Annotated in this window: 19 protein-coding genes and 1 pseudogene; 16 read left to right on the forward strand and 4 right to left on the reverse strand. The window is 70.3% G+C overall.

What is annotated here, in order from left to right; genetic code table 11:
- Positions 1 to 120: 120 nt before the first annotated feature.
- The 3 genes from PSED_RS06965 (at position 121) to PSED_RS06975 (ending at position 3362) form a co-directional block, all read left to right on the forward strand.
- A complete protein-coding gene (locus PSED_RS06965) occupies positions 121 to 972 on the forward strand; it encodes an SMP-30/gluconolactonase/LRE family protein (RefSeq protein WP_013673546.1) in 852 nt (283 codons plus the stop codon).
- Positions 973 to 982: 10 nt separating this feature from the next.
- A complete protein-coding gene (locus PSED_RS06970; RefSeq protein ID WP_013673547.1) occupies positions 983 to 2284 on the forward strand; it encodes an LLM class flavin-dependent oxidoreductase in 1302 nt (433 codons plus the stop codon).
- A gap of 115 nt (positions 2285 to 2399) precedes the next feature.
- Complete coding sequence (locus PSED_RS06975; RefSeq protein WP_041759367.1) at positions 2400 to 3362, forward strand: LacI family DNA-binding transcriptional regulator; 963 nt, start codon at positions 2400 to 2402, stop codon at positions 3360 to 3362.
- 30 nt (positions 3363 to 3392) lie between these two features.
- Here PSED_RS06975 and PSED_RS06980 read toward each other — a convergent pair whose 3' ends face one another.
- Positions 3393 to 4340, reverse strand: a complete 948-nt coding sequence (locus PSED_RS06980) for a TIGR03620 family F420-dependent LLM class oxidoreductase (protein WP_013673549.1) — start codon at positions 4338 to 4340, stop codon at positions 3393 to 3395.
- A 285-nt stretch (positions 4341 to 4625) separates the two neighbouring features.
- Entirely contained in the window at positions 4626 to 5219 is a 594-nt protein-coding gene (locus tag PSED_RS06985; protein WP_013673550.1) for a TetR/AcrR family transcriptional regulator, read from the reverse strand.
- A gap of 384 nt (positions 5220 to 5603) precedes the next feature.
- On the opposite strand from PSED_RS06985, the gene PSED_RS06990 reads away from it, so the two are divergent.
- From PSED_RS06990 to PSED_RS07025, 8 genes are all read left to right on the forward strand, one after another.
- Positions 5604 to 6713 carry a hypothetical protein gene (locus PSED_RS06990; RefSeq protein ID WP_013673551.1) on the forward strand — a complete coding sequence of 370 codons (1110 nt, stop codon included), beginning with the start codon at positions 5604 to 5606 and terminating at the stop codon, positions 6711 to 6713.
- Between the two features lie 11 nt (positions 6714 to 6724).
- Positions 6725 to 8905 (forward strand): molybdopterin-containing oxidoreductase family protein, encoded by a 2181-nt coding sequence (locus PSED_RS06995; protein ID WP_013673552.1) that lies wholly within the window; start codon positions 6725 to 6727, stop codon positions 8903 to 8905.
- A gap of 10 nt (positions 8906 to 8915) precedes the next feature.
- Entirely contained in the window at positions 8916 to 10103 is a 1188-nt protein-coding gene (locus tag PSED_RS07000; protein WP_013673553.1) for an epoxide hydrolase family protein, read from the forward strand.
- A gap of 621 nt (positions 10104 to 10724) precedes the next feature.
- Entirely contained in the window at positions 10725 to 11873 is a 1149-nt protein-coding gene (locus PSED_RS07005) for an ABC transporter substrate-binding protein (RefSeq protein WP_041759372.1), read from the forward strand.
- A 128-nt stretch (positions 11874 to 12001) separates the two neighbouring features.
- A complete protein-coding gene (locus tag PSED_RS07010; RefSeq protein ID WP_013673555.1) occupies positions 12002 to 14824 on the forward strand; it encodes a branched-chain amino acid ABC transporter permease/ATP-binding protein in 2823 nt (940 codons plus the stop codon).
- A complete protein-coding gene (locus PSED_RS07015) occupies positions 14824 to 15606 on the forward strand; it encodes an ABC transporter ATP-binding protein (protein ID WP_013673556.1) in 783 nt (260 codons plus the stop codon). The genes PSED_RS07010 and PSED_RS07015 overlap by 1 nt, the downstream gene beginning before the upstream one ends.
- A gap of 78 nt (positions 15607 to 15684) precedes the next feature.
- Entirely contained in the window at positions 15685 to 16599 is a 915-nt protein-coding gene (locus tag PSED_RS07020; protein WP_013673557.1) for a TIGR03619 family F420-dependent LLM class oxidoreductase, read from the forward strand.
- Positions 16600 to 16648: 49 nt separating this feature from the next.
- On the forward strand, positions 16649 to 17938 hold the full coding sequence (locus PSED_RS07025) for an acyl-CoA dehydrogenase family protein (RefSeq protein ID WP_013673558.1): 1290 nt from the start codon (positions 16649 to 16651) through the stop codon (positions 17936 to 17938).
- A gap of 20 nt (positions 17939 to 17958) precedes the next feature.
- On the opposite strand, the pseudogene PSED_RS07030 reads toward PSED_RS07025, so the two are convergent.
- Positions 17959 to 18853, reverse strand: a pseudogene (locus tag PSED_RS07030) (IS982 family transposase).
- 130 nt (positions 18854 to 18983) lie between these two features.
- On the opposite strand from PSED_RS07030, the gene PSED_RS07035 reads away from it, so the two are divergent.
- Both PSED_RS07035 and PSED_RS07040 read left to right on the forward strand, forming a co-directional pair.
- The gene (locus PSED_RS07035; protein WP_013673559.1) at positions 18984 to 19400 is read left to right on the forward strand and encodes a Zn-ribbon domain-containing OB-fold protein; all 417 of its coding nucleotides are present in this window, start codon (positions 18984 to 18986) and stop codon (positions 19398 to 19400) included.
- Positions 19397 to 20527: a thiolase family protein gene (locus PSED_RS07040; RefSeq protein WP_013673560.1), complete on the forward strand. Its 1131-nt coding sequence runs from the start codon at positions 19397 to 19399 to the stop codon at positions 20525 to 20527. The genes PSED_RS07035 and PSED_RS07040 overlap by 4 nt, the downstream gene beginning before the upstream one ends.
- A 127-nt stretch (positions 20528 to 20654) precedes the next feature.
- On the opposite strand, the gene PSED_RS07045 is transcribed toward PSED_RS07040, so the two are convergent.
- A complete protein-coding gene (locus PSED_RS07045) occupies positions 20655 to 22250 on the reverse strand; it encodes a GMC family oxidoreductase (protein WP_013673561.1) in 1596 nt (531 codons plus the stop codon).
- A gap of 458 nt (positions 22251 to 22708) precedes the next feature.
- Between PSED_RS07045 and PSED_RS07050 the strand changes: the two genes are divergently transcribed.
- The 3 genes from PSED_RS07050 (at position 22709) to PSED_RS07060 (ending at position 25495) form a co-directional block, all read left to right on the forward strand.
- Positions 22709 to 24169: an aldehyde dehydrogenase family protein gene (locus PSED_RS07050; RefSeq protein WP_013673562.1), complete on the forward strand. Its 1461-nt coding sequence runs from the start codon at positions 22709 to 22711 to the stop codon at positions 24167 to 24169.
- 79 nt (positions 24170 to 24248) lie between these two features.
- Positions 24249 to 24851 (forward strand): hypothetical protein, encoded by a 603-nt coding sequence (locus PSED_RS07055; RefSeq protein ID WP_202946356.1) that lies wholly within the window; start codon positions 24249 to 24251, stop codon positions 24849 to 24851.
- Positions 24770 to 25495 (forward strand): amidohydrolase family protein, encoded by a 726-nt coding sequence (locus PSED_RS07060; RefSeq protein WP_233899336.1) that lies wholly within the window; start codon positions 24770 to 24772, stop codon positions 25493 to 25495. Before PSED_RS07055 ends, PSED_RS07060 begins: the two co-directional genes overlap by 82 nt.
- The last annotated feature ends 26 nt before the right edge of the window (positions 25496 to 25521 follow it).

Below are 25521 nucleotides of genomic sequence, written 5' to 3' on the forward strand. Positions count from 1 at the left end.
AACGAGCAGACCCCGCGGTCGAGGGCCGCGGCATCCCCGCGGACCGGCGTCGGCGCCGGCGCCGCGCGCCCGACGTCCGGCCGAAACCCGGACCGACCGACCCGACCGGAGGAACCCCGAATGACACCGGAACTGCTGCTCGACGGCCTCAGATTCGCCGAGTGCCCGCGATGGCACGACGGGAAGCTGTGGTTCTCCGACATCTACGCCCGTCGGGTCGTGACCGTGACCCCGGCGGGGGAGTCCGACGTGGTCGTGCAGCTGGGCGACGACGACCTCCCGGCAGGCCTGGGCTTCCTGCCGGACGGGCGGCTGCTGATCGCGAACCTGGCACGACCGGTCGTCCTTCGGCTCGACGCCGACGGCTCGGTCTCGACCCATGCCGATCTCTCCGGGATCGCCGTCGGCCCGCTCAACGACATGGTCGTCGACCCGGCCGGCCGGGCCTACGTCGGGGCCAGCGGCGTCGACGAGCTGAGCGCCCCGCGCCCGCTCGTCGGGACCGGGAGCATCATCCGCGTCGACCCGGACGGGTCCGCCCGCATCGTGGCGCCCGAGATGGACTCCCCGAACGGCCCCGTCATCACCGCGGACGGGAAGCAGTACGTGGTCGCGTCGCTGCCCGCGCGCGAGCTCACGGGATTCGACATCGCCGCCGACGGATCGTTGTCCGGACGCCGGGTCTGGGCCGATCTGCAGCCGGCCGCTCCCGACGGGATCACCGTCGACGCGGAGAACGGGGTGTGGATCTGTGCCCCGCTGCAACGGGAGTGCCGTCGCGTCCTCGAGGGCGGCGAGGTCACCGACGTGATCGCACTGCCCGACCGGCTCCCCATCGCGCCGTGCCTCGGTGGGGACGACGGGCGGACGCTGTTCATCCTGAGCGTGACGACGGACGCCTCCACCATCGCGGACATGACGTGCGAGTCCGTAATCGAGTCGGTGCGCGTCGACGTCCCGGCCCCCCGCTGAAGGAGTTCCGGTGGACTTCGGTCTCTCCTTCGCGCTCCAGCTCCCGAGGCCATGGACCGAGCACTCCGAGTCGGAGCTGTTCGGCTCGGCCCTGGACCAGGTCGAGCTCGCCGAGGAACTCGGCTTCGACTACGCCTGGGTGCTCGAACAGCATTTTCTCGAGGAGTACTCGCACTCGTCGGCACCCGAGGTGTTCCTGGCCGCCGCGAGCCAGCGGACCTCACGCATCCGGCTCGGCCACGGAATCGCGCTCCTGCCGCCGGCCTACAACCAGCCGGCGAGGGTGGCCGAGCGCATTTCCACCCTCGATCTCGTGTCCGGCGGACGTGTCGACCTCGGCTTCGGTGACTCGAAGTCACGCATGGAGCTGGAGGGCTTTTCCATCGAGCCGGCGGACCGGCGCGAGATGACGGTCGAGGCGGCCGAGCAGATCGCCGACATGATGGCGCTCGAGCCCTATCCCGGGTTCACCGGCCGATTCTTCGCGATGCCCGCCCGCAACGTCGTCCCCAAGCCGGTGCAGAAGCCGCATCCGCCCTTGTGGATGGCCTGTTCCGACGACGAGTCCGTCCGGGCGGCCGCCCGGCTGGGAGTCGGTGCGCTCATCCACACGTTCTTCGACGCGGACGAGGCCGAGAAAGTGGTGCGCGACTACTACGACACGTTCAGGAACGAATGCGTCCCGATAGGTCGTGCGGTCAATCCCGCGGTGGCCACGATGGAGCCCTTCTACTGTCACCGGTCGGCCACCGTCGCACACGACCGGGGGCGGGCCGCGCACGGCTTCTTCACCTATGCGGCACGGCACTATTACGCGTTCGGCCGGCACCGCCCGGGATTCACGAACCTCACCGACAACTTCCGACGTGTCGAGAAGCTGGTCGGTGGGGACATTCCGGTGCGCGGCGGCCATTCCATCGGCACTCCCGGCGCAGTGGCCGACCGGCTGCACGCACTGGAGGCGGCCGGAGTGGATCAGGTGATCCTGTTGCACCAGGTCGGCGACCTCACCCACGAGCAGGTCGCCGACTCGTTGCGGCTCTTCGCCGCCGACGTGCTGCCGGGGTTCGCTCAGGACCGGGACCGGCTGCGCCCGCGGCAGGAGGAACTGGCCCCGTACGTGCGGGCGGCGTTCGAACGCAAGAGCTGGGCGAGCGCTCCCCGGCGTGCCGAGGTCGAGGTGTGCGACGCCTACGGCCTGTCCCGTCCCGATGTGGAGATGGCGATGCTCGAAAGCCTGCCGCCCGCGACGCGGGAAATCATTCTCGATCTCCAGAAGCTCAAAGCGGCGGCATTGCAACTCGACCCGTAACGCGCATTCGCGGACCCGGCAAAGCGGCGAATGGTATCATCCGCACGTGCCAGAACCTGCTTCCCGGCCGCGAACTCGCCGGAAGTCGCCGACCAAGGTCGCCACGCTGCACGCGGTGGCCGAACTCGCCGGGTGTTCGACCGCGACCGTCTCCAAGGCATTGAACGGGCTGCCGGTCTCGGCCGAGAACCTGCGCCGGGTGTATGCCGCGGCCGAGCAGCTGGGCTACGTACCGAACCTCGCGGCCCGCTCGATGCGCCAGGAAAAGACGATGACCCTCGGCATGGTGGTCAATTTCGAGGGTCATCCGCGCAGCGAGCTGTTGTACGTGTTCCAGGACCTGATCGCCAACATGGAATCGGCCGGCTACAGCGTCCTGCTGTCGATCGTCCGCAACGAGGGGCTGGACCTCGACACGTTGTTGCAGCGTTTCCTCGCGCACCGCGTCGACGGACTGTTCTACTGGCAGGCCCGGCCGTCGAACACGCTCGCCTGGTACGAGCGGTCGAACATCCCGGTGATCGCGGTCGGGTTCCGGGACCCGAGATGCGCGCAGCTGCCGTTCGTCACGGTGGACGGTGCTCCCGCGTTCGCCGCCGCCTGCAGGGACCTGAAGGCGCACGGGCACCGGGACTTCGCCGAGATCGTGGTCGACCGGGTGGCCCCCCTCCACAAGCTCTACCCGCGGATGCGCGGCGTGCGGTGGCGCGAGATCCGGATCGGGCACGACGAGCAGGACGTCCGGGACGCCGTCGAGGAGCACCTGACGGGCCCGGACGCGCCGACGGCGGTGTTCGCCGCGCCGCCGACGGCGACGACGCTCCTGTCGGCGGCCGGTGAGCTGGGGCTGCGCGTCCCGGAGGACCTGTCCGTCGTGTCGTTCTTCGACCTCGAGGACGCGCCACTGTTCCGGACTCCGCTGAGCGCGATCCGTACCGACTACGACAAGCTCGGAGCGGCCGTGGCGACGGCCATGCTCGACGCGCTGGCCGGCCGGGAGGTCGGCGACGTGCTGATCCCGGCGTCGACCCATTACATCCCGCGCGCCTCCACCGGCCCGGCCCGGGAGCGCGCCTGACGGGCAGGGATCACGCCGGCGCCGTGTGGGTCACCCCGTGATCTCGGTGAGGGCGGGCGCGAGCCCTTCCAGCTGCTGGATGCCGGTCTCGTAGCCGGGCAGGACGCAGTTCACCAGGACGTGGTCGGCACCCGCGTCGAGGTGCGCCCGGGCCCTGGCCGCGATGTCGTCGGGACGGCCGTAGGCCATCACCGCGTCGACGACCCGGTCCGCACCCGCGGCGATCTCGTCGCTCGTGTAGCCCAGGCGGGCGAGGTTGGCCCCGTACGGCGACCCGGGAAAGCCGAGTGCTCCGACGACGAACTGCCCTGCGGCGTCGCGGGCGGCCCGGCGGTCGGCCAGCGCGACGACCGTGAGCGCGACGACGAGCAACTTGTCCGGGCCCAACGTTGCGCGGACGGACGCGGTGTACTCGACCGGGATCAGCCCGGGGTGCGCGCCGTCGGCGGCGGACGCGGCGAGCTCGACCATCTTCGGACCGTTCGCCGCGATGATGCGCGCGTAGGTCTGCTCGGCCGTGGGCAGGCCCGGCACGGGGGTGGTCATCGCCCGGAGGTAGTCGCGCATGAGCGAGTAGGGCCGGGCGTAGCGCAGCCCGAGTGCCTCGGCCTGGTACGCCATGCCTGCTCCCAGCCCGAGGACGAACCGGCCCGGGAAGGCCTCCCCGAGTGTGGCGGCGGCGGCGTGCAAGGTGACGGCAGGACGGGCCCACATGTTGGCGACCGCGGAACCGAGGACGAGCTGCTCGGTGGCACCGAGCAGCGTGGCGATCTCGACGAGCGCGTCGTGGCCGCCCACGCCCTCCCGCGCCCAGGCCGCCCGGTACCCGGCCTTCTCCAGCCGTCGGATCCCTTCGATCTGCTGCGGCATCGGGACCGTCTCCATGCCGGTCGTCGGCACGCTGACCCCGATCGGTCCGAGTGCCGCGCGGGCGGCCTTCACGCGCCCCCGGCTCGCCTCGTGTGTCGTCTGCCCCATGACGGTCCTTCCCGTACCGAGAGTCGTTTCCAGCGCGCCGGAATGGTGCCCGAACGATTCCTGCGGCATCGACGTCGCAGATCGTGCGACCGTGATCGGGGACGCGCCGCGGATCATCGGATGTCACGAGCCTAACGGATTATTGGATCCATTTCGAGCTACTACGGATACTTTCATGAGCTGCCGTGCGCGACGACACCGGTTCCCGCGGCGAATCCTCGGTACGCCGAACGGAGGATCGGCGCCCGGTGCCGTCGGGGTTGCGAACTCGGCTGTCGGGACCGCTCACTCGTCGTGAGCGCGTCGCCCCTCGTCCGCCGAGGGCCCGAACGCGACGAGGAATCGGTCGACGAGCGAGTCGGCGAGCTGGTCGTCGATGGGCAGCAGGTTCGCGAGGTGGGCGATCATGAGCGGCCCCTGCAGGTGGGCGATGGCCTCGTCGACGTCGACGTCACCCTCGACGAGGCCCTCCTCGGCCGCCTGCCGGACGAGCTTGGCCAGCACGTTGTTGTGCTGCCACTCCATCCGCTCGCTGATGGCGCGGATCTCGGTCTCGTGCTGGCTGAGCATGATGAATGCGGGAAGCATGCGCGCCCATTCGGTGTGGCGCAGCGTGTCGACCGAATACCGCATCGCGGCGCGCAGTGAGGTCTCGACATCGGCCTCCGGGTCGGGTTCGGGTAGCCGGGGGATGGCGGTCTCGATGACGGCGGCCAGCAGGTCGTCGCGCGACTTCCAGTGGCGGTAGATGGTCGTCTTGGCGACACCGGACCGCAGGGCCACGGCGTCCATGGTGAGAGCACCGGGCCCTCCTTCCACGAGGAGGTCGGTGGCGGTCTGCATGACAACGGATCGCGTGCGCTCCACACGGGGGTCCATGGTGGAGACGGTAGCGGGTGTCGAACCCTCGTTCCGACCACGAGTCCGCCCTTGACAGGAACAACGAACACTACGCTACCGTAGCGTAGTGTTCATCCGCCGCGGCAGCCGCGGACGTCGAGTTACAGGGTGGTAGTCGATGACAGCAGTGGGAGAGACGACGTCGCTGGGAGCCACGCCCGAGGAGGTGACGGCGTCGCTGCAGAGGCTCTGGGACGAGCGCGGCGCGGCCGTGGGCCGGACGTTCACGGTCACGCCGTGCCCGTACTCGGCCGAGGAGATCGCCGCGCTCGAGGAGGACGGCCGGCGGCTCGCCTACCTGCCCCCCGAGGTGGCCACCCGGGCGGGCCGGCACTGGCTCGGCAAGATCTGGCCGTTGATGGAGTGCTTCAGCGTCCTCGAGGACACGTCGTCAGCAATGTCGGCAACCCGTCGGGCTGGTTCGACTACGAGTCCCAGATCGACGCGCCGAACGTCAACCTCGACCAGGCCGCGCTGCTGGCCGAGGTCGAGCGCCAGGGGCGCACGCTGCTCACCGTCAACCAGTGGATCGTGGCGGCGCAGGACTCGCGCGTGCTGACCGGCAAGTACCTCGACGAGACCCGCTCCTGGGTCCGCGTCAACTCCGGCATCGACCCGGGCCGGATCCTGGCCGTGCACATCGACGGCCCGAACATGGCGGTCGACCTGACCGATGAGGACGCGGTCGACGGCTCGATGATCATGGCCTACGACCTCAGTCCACACGATGCCGTGGAGGGCTGCGGTGGTCGCACCTCGAGCGTGCCGCCGGAGCGCCAGAACCTCGTCGAGGAGCCGGCCGAGCGCGTGGCACGCTGGACGATGACCCCGTACTTCGCCACCCTCGACCTCGACAAGGAGTGGCAGCGCCAGGTCGACAAGTACCTGGAGCTCGGCTTCCACACCGCGATGCACTTCACCGAGGAGCAGTACGTCCGCACGCTGCCGAAGTTCGAGCGGCAGCCGAAGGAGTACCGCGGCCGGTTCGACATGCCGATGCTGGTCGACCCCCGGCTGTTCTGGCGCAACCAGTGTGTCCTGGGTGGCGTCCGCATTCCGCACTTCGATTACTGCACCGAGCCGATCCCGGCCGATGAGCGCTTCCGTGTCCCCGCCCGTCCCTACGCCGCCTGGTTCGGAGCGTGGGACCAGCGCTTCCCCGAGCGCATCGCGCCGCCGGACGCGCGCGCCCAGCTCGCCGAGGACGAGATCGGCGGCAACTCGTGGGAGATGGCGGCCGTCGAGATCCTCTGGCCCGAGTACGACCTGCGCGGTCAGTACTGGGACATCATCGGCTACGTGGTGCACGATGCCAAGATCAAGAACATCCCGGACACCGACTACGAGCGCACGCTCTCCTGCTACCACTACCGCCGTTCGGCGGAGATCTACCCGAACCTCCACCAGTGGGCCTTCGAGGTCTTCCGCCCGCTCGTGCGCGGTAGCAAGATCGTCACCTCCCCCAACTCCTGAGGGCTGATCTCGTGGAGACCAAGGTCTCGTACTGCCGGACCTGCGGTGCCAACTGCGGCATGCTGGTCGATGTCGAGGACGACAAGATCGTCCGCGTGAGGGCGAACGCGGAGAACTCCTCGTCGGCCGGTTACACCTGTGTGAAGGGCCGCAACGCGGTCGCGGGGCACAACAGCTCCGATCGCATCCTGCGCCACCTCCGCCGGAGGCGGGACGGCGGTTTCGACGAGATCAGTCTGGAGACGGCTGTCTCGGAGATCGCGGACCGGCTCGGGTCCATCATGACCGAGACGGGACCCGAGTCGGTCGGCATCTACTGGGGCACCTATGCCTGGATGGCGTCGGCCACCATACCGGTGGCCAAGGCGTGGTGGCGGGCCATCGGGTCGCACAAGTCGTTCTCGCCCATCACGATCGACCAGGCGTCCAAGACGATTTCGTGGGAACGGACCGGCTTCTACACGGGCGGCTTCCAGCGGGTCGAGGACGCCGACGTCTGGTTGGAGATCGGCGGGAACCAGCTCATCTCGCTGCAGAGCGTCGGCTGGTCCAACACGAACCCGTTCGTGACGCTGAAGGAGCACAAGAAGCGCGGGCTCAAGCTCATCGTCATCGACCCGCGCCGCACCGAGCTGGCCAAGGCGGCCGATCTCCACCTGCGTCCGCGCCCGGGCACGGACGCCGTGCTGCTCACCGCCATCCTCAACGTCATCTTCGACAAGGGCCTCGACCGGCCGGAGTTCTACGGCCGGTACGCGGACAACGTCGCGGCTCTCAAGGACTACGTCCGGGGGACGACGCCGGCGATGGCCGCGGAGCTCTGCGACGTCCCGGAGGAGGACATCATCGCCGCCGCGGTGATGTTCGGCGAGGGCAAGGTCGGCGCGGCCAACGGCCACACCGGCACGGACATGGGGCCCGGCGGGAACCCGTGCGAGCAGCTGATCCTCTCCCTCAACATCATCTGCGGCCGCTTCGTCCAGGAGGGCGAGCAGGTGCAGAGCGATGCGATCGTGGGCGACTCCCCGCCGCGGCACGCCCAGGTCATTCCGCCCTCGCGGCACTGGGACAAGGGCTGGCGCAACCGTTTCGGGTACGGCCTGATGCCGAGCCCGTTCTCGGGTTTCGGGGAGGTCCCGTGCGGGCTCTACGCCGACGAGATCCTGGAGCCGGGCGAGGACCGCGTGCGGGCGATGTTCTCGATCGGCGGCAACCCGGTCAACGCCATCCCGGATCTGCCGCGGCAGATCGAGGCGGCCAAGGCACTGGACCTGCTCGTCAACATCGACCCGTACATGACCGAGACCTCGCGGCTCTCGGACTACATCATCGCGCCGACGATGATGTACGAACGGCCCGACGTCAACGTCATCTTCGGCCCGTTCGGCATCTACACGCCGGCCCTGGTCCCGCCGCCGGGCGACACGGTCGAGGAGTGGCAGTTCTTCTGGCTCCTCGGCCAGGCGATGGGGCTCGACATGGAGCTCGGCGTGCCGAACGACGCCGGCTTCGGTTGCTTCGGGTACGTCCCCCCGGGCAGGCCGGTGAAGCTGACGGGCCCGTTGCCGTCGAGCGATGAGGTGCTCGCGATGGTGGCCGACGACGACGCGCTGCTCGAGGAGCTCAAGAAGCACCCGAACGGCCTTGCGGCGCCGAGGCGGTCGGTCACGGTGCAAGGTCCGGCCCCCGGCATGGAGGACAACCGTCTGGACCTCTTCCCGCCGGAGTTCCCACAGGAGATGGAGGCGCTCAGGTCCATCCTGCAGGACTCGGAGCGCCGCCACTACCGACTGATCGTGCGGCGGGCCAAGGAGCTCTTCAACAACCAGGGCCGGAACCTGCCCGAGATCACCAAGGGGAAGACCAACCCGCTGTACATCCACCCCGACGATCTCGCGTCGCACGGGCTCGGGTCGGGCGACCGGGTGACCGTCACCAGCGACCACGGCACCATCGCCGTCGTGACGAAGGCCGACGACACCCTGCGCCGGGGGGTCGTCGCGCTCACGCACGGCTGGGGCGGCCTGGAGGGGGACGACCCGTTCGCCCCGGGCGTCGGCGCGAGCGTCAACGCCCTGATGAGCACGCGCGGCCCTGTGCAGCAGGTGCTGCACATGCCGATCATGACGGCCCTGCCCGTCGACATCGAGCCGCTCGCGGACGCCCCGGCGTCGCGGACGGACCCGGCCTGAAGGAGGAGCGATGGCTGAACACGAAGGCCCGTCCCCGGTCCGCGCAGTGCCGTTCGAGATCCATGTCCCGGACGCGGAGCTCGACGACCTCGCCGCGCGGCTGCGCGCTACCCGATGGGCGCCGGAGGCGGGCAACGAGGACTGGAAGTACGGCGCGACGGGGGAGTTCCTGCGCGAGCTCGTCGACGCCTGGCTCGCCTTCGACTGGCGCGCCCAGGAGAAGAAGATCAACGAGCTGCCGCACTTCCGGGCGGACTTCGACGGGACGCCGATCCATTTCGTCCACCAGCGGGGGAAGGGCCCGGCGCCGCTGCCGCTGATCCTCTCGCACGGATGGCCCTGGACCTTCTGGGACTGGTCGGAGGTCGTCGGGCCGCTCACCGACCCCGCCGCGTACGGCGGCGACCCGGCGGACGCCTTCGACGTCGTCGTCCCGTCGATGCCCGGGTTCGCCTTCTCGAGCCCGCTGACGGAGAAACCGGTCACGGTCCGCTGGATCGCGGAGCTGTGGGACCAGCTGATGACCGACGTGCTGGGCTACCCGCGCTACGGCGCCGTCGGCGGCGACTGGGGCGAGGTGGTCACGACCGAGCTCGACCGCGTGGCCAGGGACCATCTCGCCGGGCTCTACCTGTCGACCGCTCCGACGACGCTCATCGGCGGGATGCAGACGCTCAAGCCCGAGGAGTACGCCCCGGACGAGGCCGGCTGGTTCGACCACACCCAGCAGATGATGAGGACGATCCTGAGCCACGGGCACGTGCACATCCTCGACCCGCAGACGCTGGCGTGGGCGCTCAACGACTCGCCGGTCGGCCTCGCGGCGTGGCTGATGGAGCGACGGCGCGCCTGGAGCGACTGCAACGGTGACCTGAGCTCGACGTACTCCACGGAATTCCTGCTCACGACCATCAGCCTGTACTGGTTCACGCACAGCTTCGGCTCCTCGGTCCGCATCTACGCCGACGCCACCGCGGCGTTCGCGGACGGCACGGAACACGTCGAGACGCCGGTCGGCGTCGGCGTGTTCCCGGCGGACGTGTTCCTCGTTCCGCGCGAGAGGGTCGCCGCGGCGGCGAACCTGCAGCACTGGTCGGTCCAGCCGAAGGGCGGCCACTTCGCCCCGGCCGAGCAGCCGCAGGCCGTCGTCGAGGAGCTGCGCACCTTCTTCCGCCCGCTTCGCCACCGCAGCGAGTGACGACCCAGCGCCGACGCGCCGAGTAGCCGCTGCCGTCGTCGGGCGCGTCGCACACGTACGGGGTACGGCTCACGACCGGGCGCCCGGCACCTGGAGCACAGCGCTCCACCGGGCCGACCGATGATGAGCGACATTCCCGTTCGAATCGGTCCGGCCGGAAACGAAGGACAGCGGGTCGTATCGCCACCGGGCGCAGGACCGCGATCGGGAGGAGACGGGAGCGTCCGGGCCCGCCCGTCGGAATCGGCCCTGCGCTCACGCCGCCTCGCGGTGGCGCGGCGATACCGGACGAGGCCGTCTCAGGAACCCCGTGACAGCGGCCTGACCAGCCAAGATCCTCGACTCGTGTCGGATGGGATCCATTCTTGACGCTTTCGTATCCTGCGACTACCGTGCACCCCACCGTCGGGCCGCGTCAGAGGTCGAGTCGCTGCGGAGTACGCCCCAACTTCAATCGCGCGGGCGAGTTCTGTTCGCCGTGCGAGAAACGGAATGTGGCAGGCCATGAGAATGAGGACGAACTGTGTCGCCCTTGCGGCATTGGCAGTCTTGCTCGCCGGCTGCGGTAACGGCGGTGGCGCGTCGAGCGGATCGAGCGCGTCGGAGATTTCCGCGCCGGCTGTGAACGCCGTCGCCGCGGACTCGTCGAAGCCGCCGGTACTGGTCGGTTTCGAGAACACGATGACCGGCACGTTCGCGTTCCCCGCCTTCGCGGACGGTTTCGCGGCGGGTGTGAAGTACGTGAACGAGGAGCTCGGCGGGATCAACGGGAGCCCGTTGACGTCGACCCTCTGCGCGTCCGACGGCACGCCGGACGGTGCGGTCAACTGCGGCAACCAGTTCGTCCAGAGCGACGTCGTGCTCTCGGTCCTCGGGTTCGACTACGGCGCGGACGGCATCCTGCCGGTCCTCAAGGCCGCGGGCGTCGCGGAGTTCGGCTACCAGGCCATCACGCCGGGGATGAACAACGCGGTCGGGCAGGCCTTCTTCGCCTCCCCGTCGACCCAGGAGGCGTACTCCGCCGCCGTGGTCGCGCAAAAGGGCCTCGGGGTCAGGTCGCTGGCGACGGTCATGCCCGACCTCCCGCCGATGCACGACTACTTCGCGACGGTCGTCGAGCCCGCCGCCCGGAAGGTGGGGATCGCGATCCGCGCCTTCTACTACCCGGCGACCGGACCGGACTGGGCGAGCTTCGCCTCGTCGGTCGTCGCGACGCAGCCCGAGGGCATCACCCTCTATGTCGGTGACGCCGACGCGCTGGCGGCGATCCCGGCGTTCCGGGGCACCGGGTTCACGGGTGTCATCGACGCATCGACGTCGACCTCGGTCATCCCGAAGCTCTCGCCGCAGGTCCTCGAGAAGGTCATCTTCGTCAACCCGTTCTTCAACAACCTGTACGCGGACTCGGCGCTGAGCCCGAAGGTGAGGGCCGACCTCGCCGCGTTCAACCGGCACATCAAGCCGGACCCCGCGAGTTACACCTTCGCCCAGGCGGGCTTCTTCGACGCCGTGCAGGCCGCGGACATGCTGCGGCAGGTCGCTGCCAAGACCGGTGCTCCGCTGACCAGGCAGACCGTCCTGCAGAACATCGCCAGCACGAAGGGCGGGATGTTCTTCCGGGACGGCACCTACGACTGCTCGACGCCGAGCTGGCCCGGGACCACGTCGTGCACCAGCGGCTTCAACTACGCCGAGGTGGGAGCGGACAAGAAGCTCACGCCACTGGCGAACTCGCCGGTGGACGTCTCGTCGGTCCGGGTCACCGGCTGACGGCTCGTGCATCACGGCCGAGGTCCGGCCCGCGCGCCGCGAGGCGGGCGTGGCCGGACCCCGGGGAACGCGCCGGCGCCCGGGCTGCGGCACCGACTTCGTCCTGATCCGAACCGCAGGGAAGAGACATGACCCCCTATCTGCTGTTCCTGTTCCTCGGGTTGAGCCTCGGCGCGGTCTATGCCTCGATGGCGTTGAGCATCACCCTGACCTACCAGGGCTCAGGCGTGATCAACTTCGCCGCGGGTGCGATGGCGACCGTTCCGTTGTACGTCTACGACGACCTGCGCAACGGTCTGTTCAGCCTCCCCCTGCCGGGCGTGCCCTCGATGGAGGTCGGTGAGCAGCCGGTGTGGCTGGCGATCCTGCTGGGCATCGCCGTCGCCGCCGTGCTGGGCCTGCTGGTCGAGGTGCTGATCTCCCGCCCGCTGCGCAGGGCGCCGGTGCTGGCGAAGGTGGTCGCCGCCGTCGGCGTGATGCTGACGATCCAGGCCTGCGTCGCGCTCAAGTTCGGCAGCGACGCCCGGTCGCTGACGGCGGTGCTGCCCACGGGGACCATGCGGATCGCCGGGATCCAGGTGCCGACCGACCGGCTCTGGTTCGCGGGGATCGTCGTCCTCGCGGGCGTCGCCCTCGCGATCTGGTTCCGCCGGTCGCGCGTCGGGCTCGCGGTGCAGGCGGCGGCGGAGAACCAGCGCGCGGCCGAGTTCGCGCGGCTGTCCCCCAACGTTCTGGGGATCGTCACGTGGGTCGTGTCGTCGGTGTTCGTGGCGCTCTCGATGATCCTCGCGGGGCCGGCGATCGGCGTCCTGACCCCGGGCAACATGACCCTGCTCGTCGTCCCCGCCCTCGCCGCGGCGCTGATCGGTCGGATGAGCTCGCTGTGGGCGGCGCTCGCGGGTGGCCTCGCCATGGGCGTACTGGTCGCCGAGCTGCAGTTCCTGTCCCAGACGAAGACCTGGTGGCCGGAGTGGGCCAAGCAGGGGCTGACCGACGCGGTGCCGTTCGTCGTGATCGTGGTCGTGTTGTTCGTGGTGGGCCGGTCCATCCCCATGCGCGGTGACGACGAGCAGTTGAAGCTGCCGGCCGTCCGGCTGCCGCGGAACCGTCCGCTCGTGATCGCGGCGCTGCTGGTCGGCGGCGTCGCGCTCGTGACGCTCACGGACGGCAGCTACCGGTTCGGCGTCATCAACAGCCTGGCCCTCTCGCTCATCGCCTTGTCGCTCGTCGTCCTCACCGGGATGGTCGGGCAGATCTCGCTGGCCCAGGCCGGGCTGGCCGGGGCGGCCGGGCTGGTGGTGTCCAAGCTCGGCACCCACCTCCCGTTCCCGCTACCGATGATCATCGGGGCCCTGGTGGCGATGGTGATCGGCGTGCTGATCGGCCTGCCCGCGTTGCGGATCCGCGGCGCGCAGCTGGCCGTCGTCACGCTGGCTGCGGCCGTCGTCGTGCAACAGTTCGTGCTCGGCAACCGGCTGTTCGTCTCGACCGAGAACGCGATCCCGGATCCGCAGCTGTTCGGCCTGGACCTCGGCGTGCGCGAGGGCACGACCATCGCGCGGGTGCCGTTCGGGCTGCTCGTGCTCGCGGTCGTCGCGGTGACCTTCGTCCTGGTGTGCAACGTGATCCGCAGCGGGACCGGGCGCAGGATGCTGGCCGTGCGGTCCAACGAGCGCGCCGCGGCGTCGGTGGGCATCAACGTGTCCGCGGTCAAGCTGACGGCGTTCGCGCTGGCGTCGTTCCTCGCGGGGCTGGGCGGCACGCTGATCGGCTACAGCCGTGGAGTGCTCTCCGTGGAGTCCTTCGGCGTCCTCGTCGGCCTGTCGATCCTCGCGGTCGCCTACATCGGTGGCATCGCGAGCGCGAGCGGTGCCTTCGTCGCGGGCGCGATGGGCGCTGTGGGCATCGTCTTCGTCATCCTCGACCGGAACCTGGATCTGGGTCCGTACTACTCGGTGATCACCGGGCTGGGCCTGCTCCTCGCGGTGCTGTTCAACCCGCTCGGCGTCGCCGGTGGGATCCGCGCCGAGTACGACAAGCTCCGTGCGCGACTGCGGCGGGGCCGTCGCCAGGACCCGCTCGTCCCCGTCCGCGACGTGACGCGGGGGGACCCGGTGCTGCGCCGGCCCTCCACCCGGACGATCGGCGAGGTCTGCCTGCGGACGTCGGACGTGCGGGTCACCTACGGCGGGGTGAAGGCGGCGGTCGACGGGGTCGACATCGAGGTCCGCGCCGGCGAGATCGTCGGCCTGATCGGCCCGAACGGCGCCGGCAAGACCAGCCTCATCGACGCGATCTCGGGGTTCACCCCGGCCACCGGCACGGTGGAGCTCGGCGGCCGGGACGTCAGCTCGTTGCCCGCCCACCGTCGGGCCCGGCTGGGGCTCGTCCGCACCTGGCAGTCGATGGAGCTCTTCGACGACCTCTCGGTGCTCGGCAACGTCCGCGTCGCCGACGACGTCCGGCACCGGTCGTTCGCCTTCGTCCGTGACATGTTCCGGCCGTCCCGGACGCCGTCGGGGACCGTGACCGACGCGATGACGCTGCTGTCGATGACCGACTCGAGCGACGGCCGCCCGGAGGAGCTCCCGCTGGGACGGCAGAAGCTGCTCGGCGTGGCGCGGGCGCTCGCGCTGACGCCGCAGGTCCTGCTGCTCGACGAGCCGGCCGCGGGCCTGGACACCCCCGAGAGCATCGAGTTCGGCAACGACCTGCACCAGATCGCGGCGACCGGCGTCGGCTGCCTGCTCGTCGACCACGACATGCACCTGGTGTTCGGCGTGTGCGACCGGGTCTACGTGATCGAGTTCGGCAGGCCGATCGCCGTCGGCACGCCCGAGGAGATCCGGAGGAACCCGAAGGTCCTCGCCGCCTACCTCGGCGGGGAGCACAGCGAGCTCGACGACGTCGAGCCCGTGACGCCCGAGCCGACCGCGATCGGAGGACTGTGATGAGCACCGTGATCCGGGCGAGCGGCCTGCACTGCGGCTACGGGACGCTGCCGGTGGTCCGGGATCTCGATCTGACCGTCGACGCCGGTGAGGTCGTGTGCCTGCTCGGGGCCAACGGCGCGGGCAAGACCACGACCCTGCTCACCGTCGCGGGTGCGCTCCCGCCGCTGGGTGGCGACCTGCAGGTACTCGGCAGCCCGGTCACGAAGGCGCGGCCCTACGCGGTCGCGCGCCGGGGCCTGAGCATGGTGCCCGAGGGCCGGGGCCTGTTCTACAAGCTCACCGTGGCCGAGAACCTGCGGCTGCGCCGGCACCGCGGGTCCACGGTCACGATGTCGGAGGTGCTCGACCGGTTCCCGGCGCTGCGCCCGCTGACGAACCGGCGCACCGGGCTGCTGTCGGGGGGAGAGCAGCAGATGGTCGCGCTGGCGGGGGCGCTCATCGCCGACCCGCAGGTGGTGCTGCTCGACGAGATGTGCCTGGGGCTTGCGCCGATCATCGTCGAGCGGCTGCTGCCGATGGTGCGGCGCATCGCCGAGGAGCACTCGATGGGCGTCCTGCTCGTCGAGCAGCACGTGCTCGCGGCGCTGCGGATCGCCGACCGCGGCTACGTCCTGGCCCACGGCCGCGTCGTCGCCGAGGGTTCGGCGGCCGAGCTCCGCCGCGACGCCGAGCAGCTCGAGGCGAGCTACCTCGGCGACGACCCGGCCACCGCGCCCGCCGACCGGGCGACGCCGGTGACCGTGAGCGCGTCCGAGACGACCTCCCGTGAGCGGCGATAGTCGCCATGGCGACCATCGCCGCTCACGAGCCTCGTCGTGCACAAGGCGAGGCCCGTCCATCGTGAACAGAGGACAGACATGAAGATCGGAATCCAGGCCTACGTCACCGCGTACGGCATCGATCCGGTGACCCTCGGCAAGGCGATCGAGGACGCCGGGTTCGACTCCTACTGGGCGCCGGACCACGCCGCCGTCCCGGTCGCCCCCGCGACGCCGCTGCCGCTACCCGGAGGGCGGTTCCCCGACGTCTACGGGCAGATGGTCGACCCGTTCGTCTCGCTCAGCGTGATGGCGACGGCCACGACCGCCCTCCGGCTCGTGACCGGGGTCTGCCTGGTGCCGGAGCGGAACCCGCTCATGCTGGCCAAGCTCGTCAGCAGCCTGGACCTCTTCTCCGGCGGACGGGTGATCTTCGGCGCCGGCACCGGGTACGTCCCCGAGCTCACCGAGGTGTTCACGCCGCACCACGCCACCCCGTGGAAGCTGACGATCGAGTCCATCGAGGCGATGAAGCTGCTGTGGACGAACGGCCGCGGCGCCTACGACGGCGACCTGGTCAGGTTCCCCGAGGTCATCTGCGACCCGCTGCCGGTGCAGCGGCCGCATCCGCCGGTGGTGTTGGGGGCGCGGCCGACGCCGGTGTCGGCGCGGCGGGTGGCGGCGGTGGCGGACGGGATCTATCTGACGGTGGTGACGCCGGAGGAGGTGGCGGGGGCGCGGGCGGCGATCACGGCTGAGTGTGAGCGGATCGGGCGGGATCCGGCGGAGATCGAGATCTCGGTGAGTGTGCATGATCCGAGTCCGCGCTTCCAGCGGGAGTTCGGGGAGGCGGGGGCGGATCGGCTGGTGGTGATGTTGCACAACCATGACGGCAAGCCGTTGCCGCGGGAGGAGTGGGCGGGACGGCAGATGGAGAACATCCTGGCCCCGGCGCCGTCCCCCGAGGAGACCCTGCGCTCGCTGGAGCGGGTCCGCGAGCTCGCGGAACTCTGATCCGCCATGCCCTTTGCTGTTCGGCCGATACCTGTGAAGGACGGGACAGATGACCGATCTCGATGACCTGCCCTCGCTCGCTGCGGAGGGGCCGGCGCCGATTGCCGGTGTCCGCGGGAGGCCGCCCGCGGAGCTTCGGGCGCTGGAGGACGCGATCGTCGAGCGTGTCCGCGAGTGCGCCGCGGCCGACGACTTCGCGGAGCGGGCGCGGGTGGCGGACCGGGACGGCGCGCTCGCCGTCGAGAACCTGCGGCTGATGCAGGAGATCGGTGTGACGGGCATGCCGATCGACCCTGCCCTGGGGTCCTCCGGTGCTTCGCTCTCCGCGGCCGTGCGTGTCATGGAGGAGCTGGCCTACCGGGACGCCTCGACGGCGCTGGCGATCAACATGCATTGGGGTGGTGCCCGCGGGCTGGCCCAGATGCCGTCCTTTCCCCGCAGGGACGAGGCGTGCGCGGCGATCGCGCGGCACGAGGCGACGATCTGCGGCGGCTTCTCGATATCCTCCGAGGGGCTGGACTCCCGCAAGTCCGGGGTGGTCTGCCGCGACGAGGGCGACGTCTACGTGTTCAACGGGCGCAGCGGATACGCGTCGATGAGCGAGGCGGCCGGCTACGCCATGCTCGGCGCGATCCTCGAGGGCAGCGATCCGGACGATCCGACGTATGTCCTGACCGTGGGTCGGATGGGCGAACCAGGGCTGATCAACCACCACAACTGGAACGCGATGGGCATGCGCGCCACGGGCAGCAGTGATCTCGAGTGCCGGGACCTCGCCGTGGTGAAGGACGACTGCCTCGTCGGCCAGATGAAGACGTTCCAGTTCCGGCGCCCGATCGACACCGCGTACAACACGTTCGGCATCGGGGCCATCTGGGTCGGCCTGTCGCGGGCGGCCTTCGACTTCACGGTCGACCACGCGAAGCGGCGCTACGGATACATGGCCAGCAGCTCGCTGGAGTCGGTGAAGGCGTCCTACCGGGCCGACGAGCCGTGGGCGCAGGCCGCCATCGGGAGCATGGACCACTGGCTCGGCACCGGCCGGGCGCTGCTGCGCGACATGGTGGATCGGCTCGACGATTACGAGGACGACGAGCTGATGGGCCGCGACCACGTGCGGACCCTGTACCACCTGCGCCGGATGTCCGAGGAGGTCGCCCTCGGCGCGATGAAGACCTGTGGGGCGCACGGGTACGTGAAGTCCCGGACGCTGGAGCGCATCTTCCGCGACCTGATCGGGGGCGTCGTGATGGCGTGGAAGACCGACGACCTCCAGCACAAGCTCGGCGTCGGCGCGCTGGGGCGGCCGATCATGATCAGCGGCCCGGGCGGGACCTAGACGAGTAAGTCCGAACCCGGTCAGTGGTCGTAGGCGATCAAGGATCGGGTGATGGGCTGTCCGGTGGCGCGGTTGTGCCAGATCGCGGCGGTCAGGGCGAGCAGGCGCTGCCCGATCCGGGCGCTGACGCCGTCGATGCTGCGTCCGCCGTGCAGCTCGAGATCGAGTTGGCCCTTGAGGGTGTCGTTGACCGACTCGATGAGCTGGCGGATCGGTTTGAGCAGGTGTTCGCCCGGGCGTGGGGTGCGGTTGCGGTAGGAGGGCCGCAGCAGCACCACGCCACGCTCGGCCAGGTAGGTGTCGAGTTCGCGGGAGACGTAGCCCTTGTCGGCGATGATGGTCAGGCCGGGCCGGTCGGTGGTGGAGGGTGGGGTCGTGGTCGAGCACGGCCATCAGGACCTGGCGTTCGTCGAGCTTCGGGTCGGCCAATGCCCAGGTGATTGGCAGTCCGGCCGGGGTGCAGACTAGGTGCAGGCGCAGCCCCCAGAACCACCGCGAGTGCGACGGGCAGTAGCTGTAGCCGGCCCACCCGGCCAGGTTCGAGCGTTTCGCGGTGGGCCGGGAACGGGCGCACTCGACCGGGGTGGAGTCCACGACCCAGACGGGGTCGGCCCACAGGTCGGTGTCGCCGGCCAGCTCGCGGATGACCCGCTTGATCAGTGACACCGCCGAGCGCAGCCGCTTGTTGTAGCCGGACTGGCCCGGCAGGTACGCGAACGCGGCTGGTAGCGCCCGGGGCACGAACCGTAGCCAACGGGCCTCGGAGCGGACTCCCAGCAGCACCTGCGCCACGGCCAGGGTGAGCAGCTCGGCGTCGGAGAGCTTCGGTGGCCTGCCCGGGCGGGTGCGTTTGCCCAGCCAGTCGTCGATCTTGACGTAGAGTGCGGTCAGGAGGGTGTTGAGGTCGGTCGTCACAAACTGATCTTCAACACCCTCCTGCCACGTCCCGGGCCGGCACGCCGTTAGGACTTACTCGTCTAGTTCCTGGGCGGATGGTATGGATCCAATATTGACCAATATGTATACATTAATCTAGGGTGGGGGCATGGAACCAGGGGCCGGCGTGGCCAGACCGACACCGCGTGCGAGTGCGACCACCCGCCCGTTCTGGGACGGCTGTCGCCGGGGGGTGCTGCTCGTCCAGCGCTGCCGCGCGTGCGCGGCGCACACGTTCACCCCGCAGGACTTCTGCCGGACCTGCCTCAGCTGCGACCTCGACTGGGTCGAGTCGGGAGGTGAGGGGGTCATCGTCACCTACACCACCATCTGGCGGCCGCAGACCCCGGCGTTCGAGGTGCCCTATGTGGTGGCGGTCGTCGCACTGACGGAGGGCTACGAGATGCTGACGAACATCGTCGACAGCGAGCCGGCGGAGATCCAGGTCGGCGCCAAGGTGCACGTCGCGTTCCGCGACGTCGCGCCGGACGTCACGCTGCCGTGCTTCACGGTGGTGGCCTCGTGATCTCCCCGGGCACGGCGACGATCGTCGGCGCGTACAACACCAAGCAGGCGCGGGTGCTCCCGGGCGAGACTTCCTACAGCATCACGCTCAAGGCCGTCCAGGGCGCGCTGGCCGACGCCGGGCTCGGGTTGAGCGACGTCGACGGGCTCAACGTGCTGCCCGGGCTGCAATACCGCAACGGGTCCGACGCCTTCGGCTACGCGTTAGGCATCCCGACGTTCTGGGTCGGCACCGCCGCCCCCGGACCGGCGTCGGTGGCCGAGGCCGCGCTCGCGATCGAGGCGGGGATGTGCACCACGGTCGTGATCGCCAGCGGCCAGGCGCAGGTGCACACCGACAAGGACTCGGTCGCGCCGTGGACCCGGCCGGAGAACGAGTTCGTCGAGTGCTGGGGCCTGATGACGCCGGCCGAGTTCGCGCTGGCGGCCCGCGAGTACATGCACCGGTTCTCGGTGACGCAGGAACAGATCTCCTACGTGGCGAGCGTGATCCGCAACAACGGTTCGCGGAACCCGGAGGCCGTCTACTACGGTCGCGGTCCGTTCACGACCGAGGACATCCTCGCCTCCCGCATGATCGCCGACCCGTACCACCTGCTCGACTGCTGCACCACGGGCGAGGGCGGTTCGGCTCTCGTGCTCACGAGCGCCGAGCGCGCCCGGGACCTGCCGAACCGGGGGGTCCGCGTGCTGGGCGGCGGCTGGGACAGCTGGGGCCCCTCCTACACCCACCCGCCGACGTACGACCAGACGGCGATGTGGGGCCGTAAGGCCGCCGACGCGGCGTTCGCACGGGCGGGGCTGGAGCGCGAGGACATCGACGTCTACGAGTTCTACGACAACTTCTCGTGGGAGATCATCCGTTACTTCGAGGCGCTCCGGTACTGCGACGTCGGCGAGGGGGCGGACCTCGTCGCGAACGGTGCGATCGAGGTGGGCGGGCGGTACCCGGTGGTGACCGACGGGGGCACGATGTCGCACTCGCACACCGGTGAGTCGCAACGCATCCAACGGGTGGTGCAGGCGGTGCGCCAGCTGCGCGGGACCAGCGCGGCCAACCAGGTCGAGGGCGCCGAGACCGCGGTCGTGGCGCAGATCGGCGACGTCGTCGTGCTGGGCGCGGCGTAGCGTCCGGGCACGACCACGACGGCCCCCTGGTCCTCGGTGCGGACCAGGGGGCCGCGTCGTGCGGGGGGTGCGGCCGGGCGGCGCTCGGGCACGCCGGCGGCCGGAGCGCAGGCCGGCCGCCGGTGGCTCACGCCTCCTGGCGGATCAGGTCGGCGGCGCGCCAGGCCAACGCCATCGTCGGGGCCGCCGTGTTCCCGGCGGGCTGGGCGGCGAACACGGAGGCATCGACGATCCGCAGGCCCTCGACGCCGCGCAGCCGCAGGCGGTCGTCCACGACGTCGTCCGGGTCCGGGCCCATGGCCGCGGAACCGATCGCGTGGTAGATGCCGAGCGGGCTGTCCTGCGCCAGCCGGACGACCTGCTCGGCGGTCGAGACCGCCGGCCCCGGCTGGTCCTCACCCTCGATCAGTTCGGCGAGCGGGTCCTGCGCGACCATCTCCCGTCCCCAGTCCAGGATCCGTGCCGTCGCCGCTCGGTCCTCGTCGGTCTCGACGTATCGCGGTCGGATGACGGGCCGGTCCTCCGGGAGCGGACCGCCGAGGTGGATCGAGCTCCGTGTGGTGGGCCGGATCGGGTACCCGACGAACGTCGCTCCGGCGTAGCTCGCCAGCTTCATCCTGTCCGCGGCGGTGTCGAGCGCCATCGGCATCCAGATCCCCTGGACGTCCGGGCGGTCCAGGTCCGGCGCGGTCCTGAACGCGCAGACCAGGTCGTACCCGGCCGTGGCGATGGGCCCGCCCCGGGTGAGGAGGTACCGGGCGCCCTGCAGGGCCTGCTTCGGCACGCTGTTGAGCTCGTGGGTCCGGCCGATCCGGCCCTTCAGCCGCACCTGCAGCTTCACGCCGCGCTGCTCGATCACCCGCTCGCCCACGTTCGGGCTCTCCACGCGCAGCGCGACGCCCGCGGCCGCCAGCGTCTCGGCGCGACCGATGCCCGAGCGCTCCAGGAGCAAGGGGGTCTCGATCGTCCCCGCGGACACGATGACCTCGCGCCGCACGATGTGGTCGCGGTAGCCGGACCGGCCCCGGGCACGGACGCCGACGACGCGGCGTCCGTCGAAGAGCAGGTATCCCACGCGCGTACCGGTGAGCACGGTGAGGTTCGGCCGCTTCGCGGCGGGCCGGAGGAACGCGGTCGCCGCGCTGACCCGGATCCCGTTCTTGATCGTGGACGGGGTGAACCCGATCCGTTCGCTGTCGTCCTCGTTGAAATCCCGGGTGTACCGGAGTCCCATTTTCTCCGCGGCACCGACGATGGCGTCACAGACGAGCTCACTCCGATCGCCGATCGTCACGCCCACCGGGCCACCGACGCCGCGGACATCGGATGCGCCGAGTCCGTGGTCTTCCATCGCCGTGAAAACGGGCAGCATTTCGTCCCATCCCCAGCCGGTGTTTCCGCGCCGGGTGATGGCGTCGTAGTCCGGCTGCGCACCGCGGATGTACATCATTCCGTTCACGGCGGTGGAACCGCCGCGCACCTTTCCGCGGGTCCAGGACTCGCCGTTCTGACCAGGGCCGACGGGCTGCGTCGGGTAGTGGTAGCAGTAACGGCTGCTCTGCAGCGTGAAATAGAATCCCTTCGGAACGTGCAGCATCGGGTTGCGGCCATGGCCGCCGTACTCCACCAGGAGGACCTCGACCGAGGGGTCTTCGGTCAACCGATCGGCGAGAACACAGCCGGCCGCTCCCGCGCCCACGATGATGTAGTCGTAAAATGCCACGAGTTACAGCCTCCAACGATTCCTGTGGGCAATCCGTGGATCGCCCCGACCGCTCGACGCGCCATTCGTGATCGTCGGGTCGGATGCCGGACGGCGACGGTAGCGCATGGATTCAGCGACGGCAATATTGGATCCATCATGGCGGTGGCGCTCCGTACGGCGGCCGACCGCGGCGGCGCGATGGAGCTGCCGGGCGACCCTTGACCTGCAGGCGGGGCGCGCCTAGTCTCCGACCTTAAACGTTTACCCAGGACGCGCGAGCCGGGTGCGGGAGCACCCGGCACATCTCGGGCGCGACCACCGCGCGGTTGCGGAGCCGACCCGCGGCGCGAGGCGACGGACCACGCGACGCGAGCTTTCCACGTCGGACACCGGTACCGGCGGATGTCGACCGATGCCGGTCCCGACCGGCGGGCACGACGTCCGGATGCGAAGAAGTGCAGGGGAGAGGGAGCTCGATGAGGCGGTTCACGATGACGATCGACGGTCGTGGAGTCGAGTCGGCGCAGCACTTCGACGTGATCGACCCGGCGACCGAGCAGGTCTGCGGCCGCGCGCCCGAGTGCTCACCCGAGCAGCTGGACGCGGCGTTCGCGGCCGCCTCGACGGCGTTGCGTGGCTGGAGCGGCCTCGCGCCGGAGCGCCGCGGGAAGGCGCTCGCCGCCGCAGCCGACGCGCTCGAGCGTCAGACGGCCGAACTCGCCGCCGTCCTCACCGCGGAGCAGGGCAAGCCGCTCGCACAGGCACGCGCCGAGATCGGCTCGGCGGTCCGCTGGCTGCGCCACTTCGCCGGGTTCACGCCGAACCGCGAGGTCGTCCAGGACGACGACGTGGCGTTCGCGGAGGTGCTCCGCCGGCCGCTCGGTGTCGTCGCAGCCATCACCCCGTGGAACTTCCCCGTCAGCCTGGCCTTCTGGAAGATCGCCCCGGCGCTGGCCGCGGGCAACACGGTCGTCGTGAAGCCGTCGCCGTACACCCCGCTGACCACCCTGCGCATCGGCGAGCTGCTGCGCGGTGTCCTCCCCGACGGCGTGCTCGGCGTCGTCAGCGGCGGTGACGCGCTCGGCGCCCGGCTGACCCGGCACCCGGCCCCGCGGAAGATCAGCTTCACCGGGTCGACCGCGACCGGCCGGAAGGTCCTGTCCGCCGCGGCGGACGACCTCAAACGGGTGACCCTCGAGCTCGGCGGCAACGACCCCGCGATCGTCCTCGACGACGTCGACGTCGCCGAGATCGCACCGAAGCTGTTCCGCACGGCGTTCGCCAACAGCGGGCAGGTCTGCGTCGCCGTCAAGCGGATCTACGCGCCGCGACGGCTGTACGCGGACCTGGTCGACGCGCTGGCGCACGAGGCGGTCACGGCGCGGACCGGTGACGGGCGGGACCCGGAGACCCTGCTCGGGCCGGTCAACAACCGTCCACAGCTGGACCGGGTGGCCGCGCTCGTGTCGGACGCGCTGAGCCGTGGCGCCGTCGCCGCGGCGGGTGGGTCCCGGCTGGCCCGCGACGGCTACTTCTTCGCGCCGACCGTGCTGGCGGGCGCGGAGGACGGCATGCCGGTCGTCGACGAGGAGCAGTTCGGCCCGGCGCTCCCCGTGGTCGCCTACGACGATGTCGACACCGTCGTGGAGCGGGCGAACGCGTCGCACTTCGGGCTCGCGGGCTCGGTGTGGGGCGAGGACGTCGAGCGGGCCGCGCGGATCGCCGGCCGGCTCGACTGCGGAACCTCGTGGGTCAACGCGCACATCGCGCTGGCACCCCACATCCCGTTCGCCGGCGCGAAGTGGAGTGGCGTCGGGACCGAGAACGGGCGGTGGGGCTACGAGGAGTTCACGCAGCTCAAGGTCGAGTACGTCGCCGGCGGGTCCCCGGCGCGCCGGCGCAGGAGCGAACCGACGACGGCCGCGGGCCGGCACTGACCGGAACCGCATGGATCCGATCCGGCGTTGACAAATTCCCATCAATGAACCCTCGGGTTGACTGACGAAAGGTCGTCCGGTGTCAGAACGGAACCTGCCGAAGATCATCAGTGTGGACGACCACGTGGTCGAGCCCCGCAACCTGTTCGAGACGTGGTTGCCGACGAAGTTCCACGACCGCGCGCCGCGGGTGGAACGTCGGTGGATCGACATGACGACCGACGCGTACCACGACACCGAGGCCGCCGAGGGCGAAGGCCTTCCCGGTGACGTCTGGATCTACGGCAACTCGATGTACGTGCCCCGCCGGCCCGTCCTGATCCTCAAGGACGTGGAGACCTCCGCGGAGCTGCGCGACAAGGAGCCGGTCACCTACGACCAGATGGACCCCGCCTGCTACGTGCCGGAGGAACGGCTCAAGGTGATGGACTCCCAGCATGTCGAGGCCTCGCTGGGATTCCCGTCGTTCCCGCGGTTCTGCGGACAGGCGTTCAGCGAGCAGTTCCCCGGGGACCGCGAGCTCGGCCTGGCCTGCGTGCGCGCGTACAACGACTGGATGGTCGAGGAGTGGTGCGGGACTCCGGCGGCCGCCTGGTCCCGGTGCAGGTCGTGCCCCTGTGGGACGCCGAGCTTGCCGCGGCCGAGATCCGGCGCAACGCGGCGCGCGGCGTGCGGGCCGTGACCTTCAGCGAGATCGTGGGTCATCTCGGGTTCGACAACATCCACCATTGCAACTGGGACCCGTTCTTCGCCGCGTGCGAGGAGACCGGGACCGTGGTGTGCATGCACATCGGGTCGGCGTCGCTGATGATGACGCCGCCCCCGGACTCCGCGACCGTGGTGGTGCCGATCCTGCAGTTCACGAACTCGTTGTCGTCGATGGCCGACTTCGTGTTCTCCGGGGTCCTCGACCGGTTCCCGGCCCTCAAGCTGGCGTACTCCGAGGGCCAGGCCGGCTGGATGCCGTACGCGCTGGAGCGGATGGACCACGCCTACAAGCACCACACGTGGGCACTCGGCGAGCACAAGCTCCAGGAGCTCCCGTCGACCTACGTCCGGCGCAACATGTACGGCTGCGTGTTCGCGGACCGGCACGCGATCAAGAACGCCCGGGAGATCGGGATCGACCGGCTCATGTTCGAGGTCGACTTCCCGCACGCCGACGGCCCCTACCCGCACACCTACGAGCACCTGGCCTCGCAGTTCGAGGGCATCGACGAGGAGACGACCTACCAGATCGTGCGCGGCAACGCGATCCGCCTCTTCGAGCTCGATCTGGACAGGGACCGCGCCGGGGCAGTCGCCGTCGCCGCCGCCGGATCCTGAGACCCGGCACGGCGCCGCACCCTCGA

It is taken from the genome of Pseudonocardia benzenivorans CB1190, assembly GCF_000196675.2.
Lineage (GTDB): Bacteria > Actinomycetota > Actinomycetes > Mycobacteriales > Pseudonocardiaceae > Pseudonocardia > Pseudonocardia benzenivorans.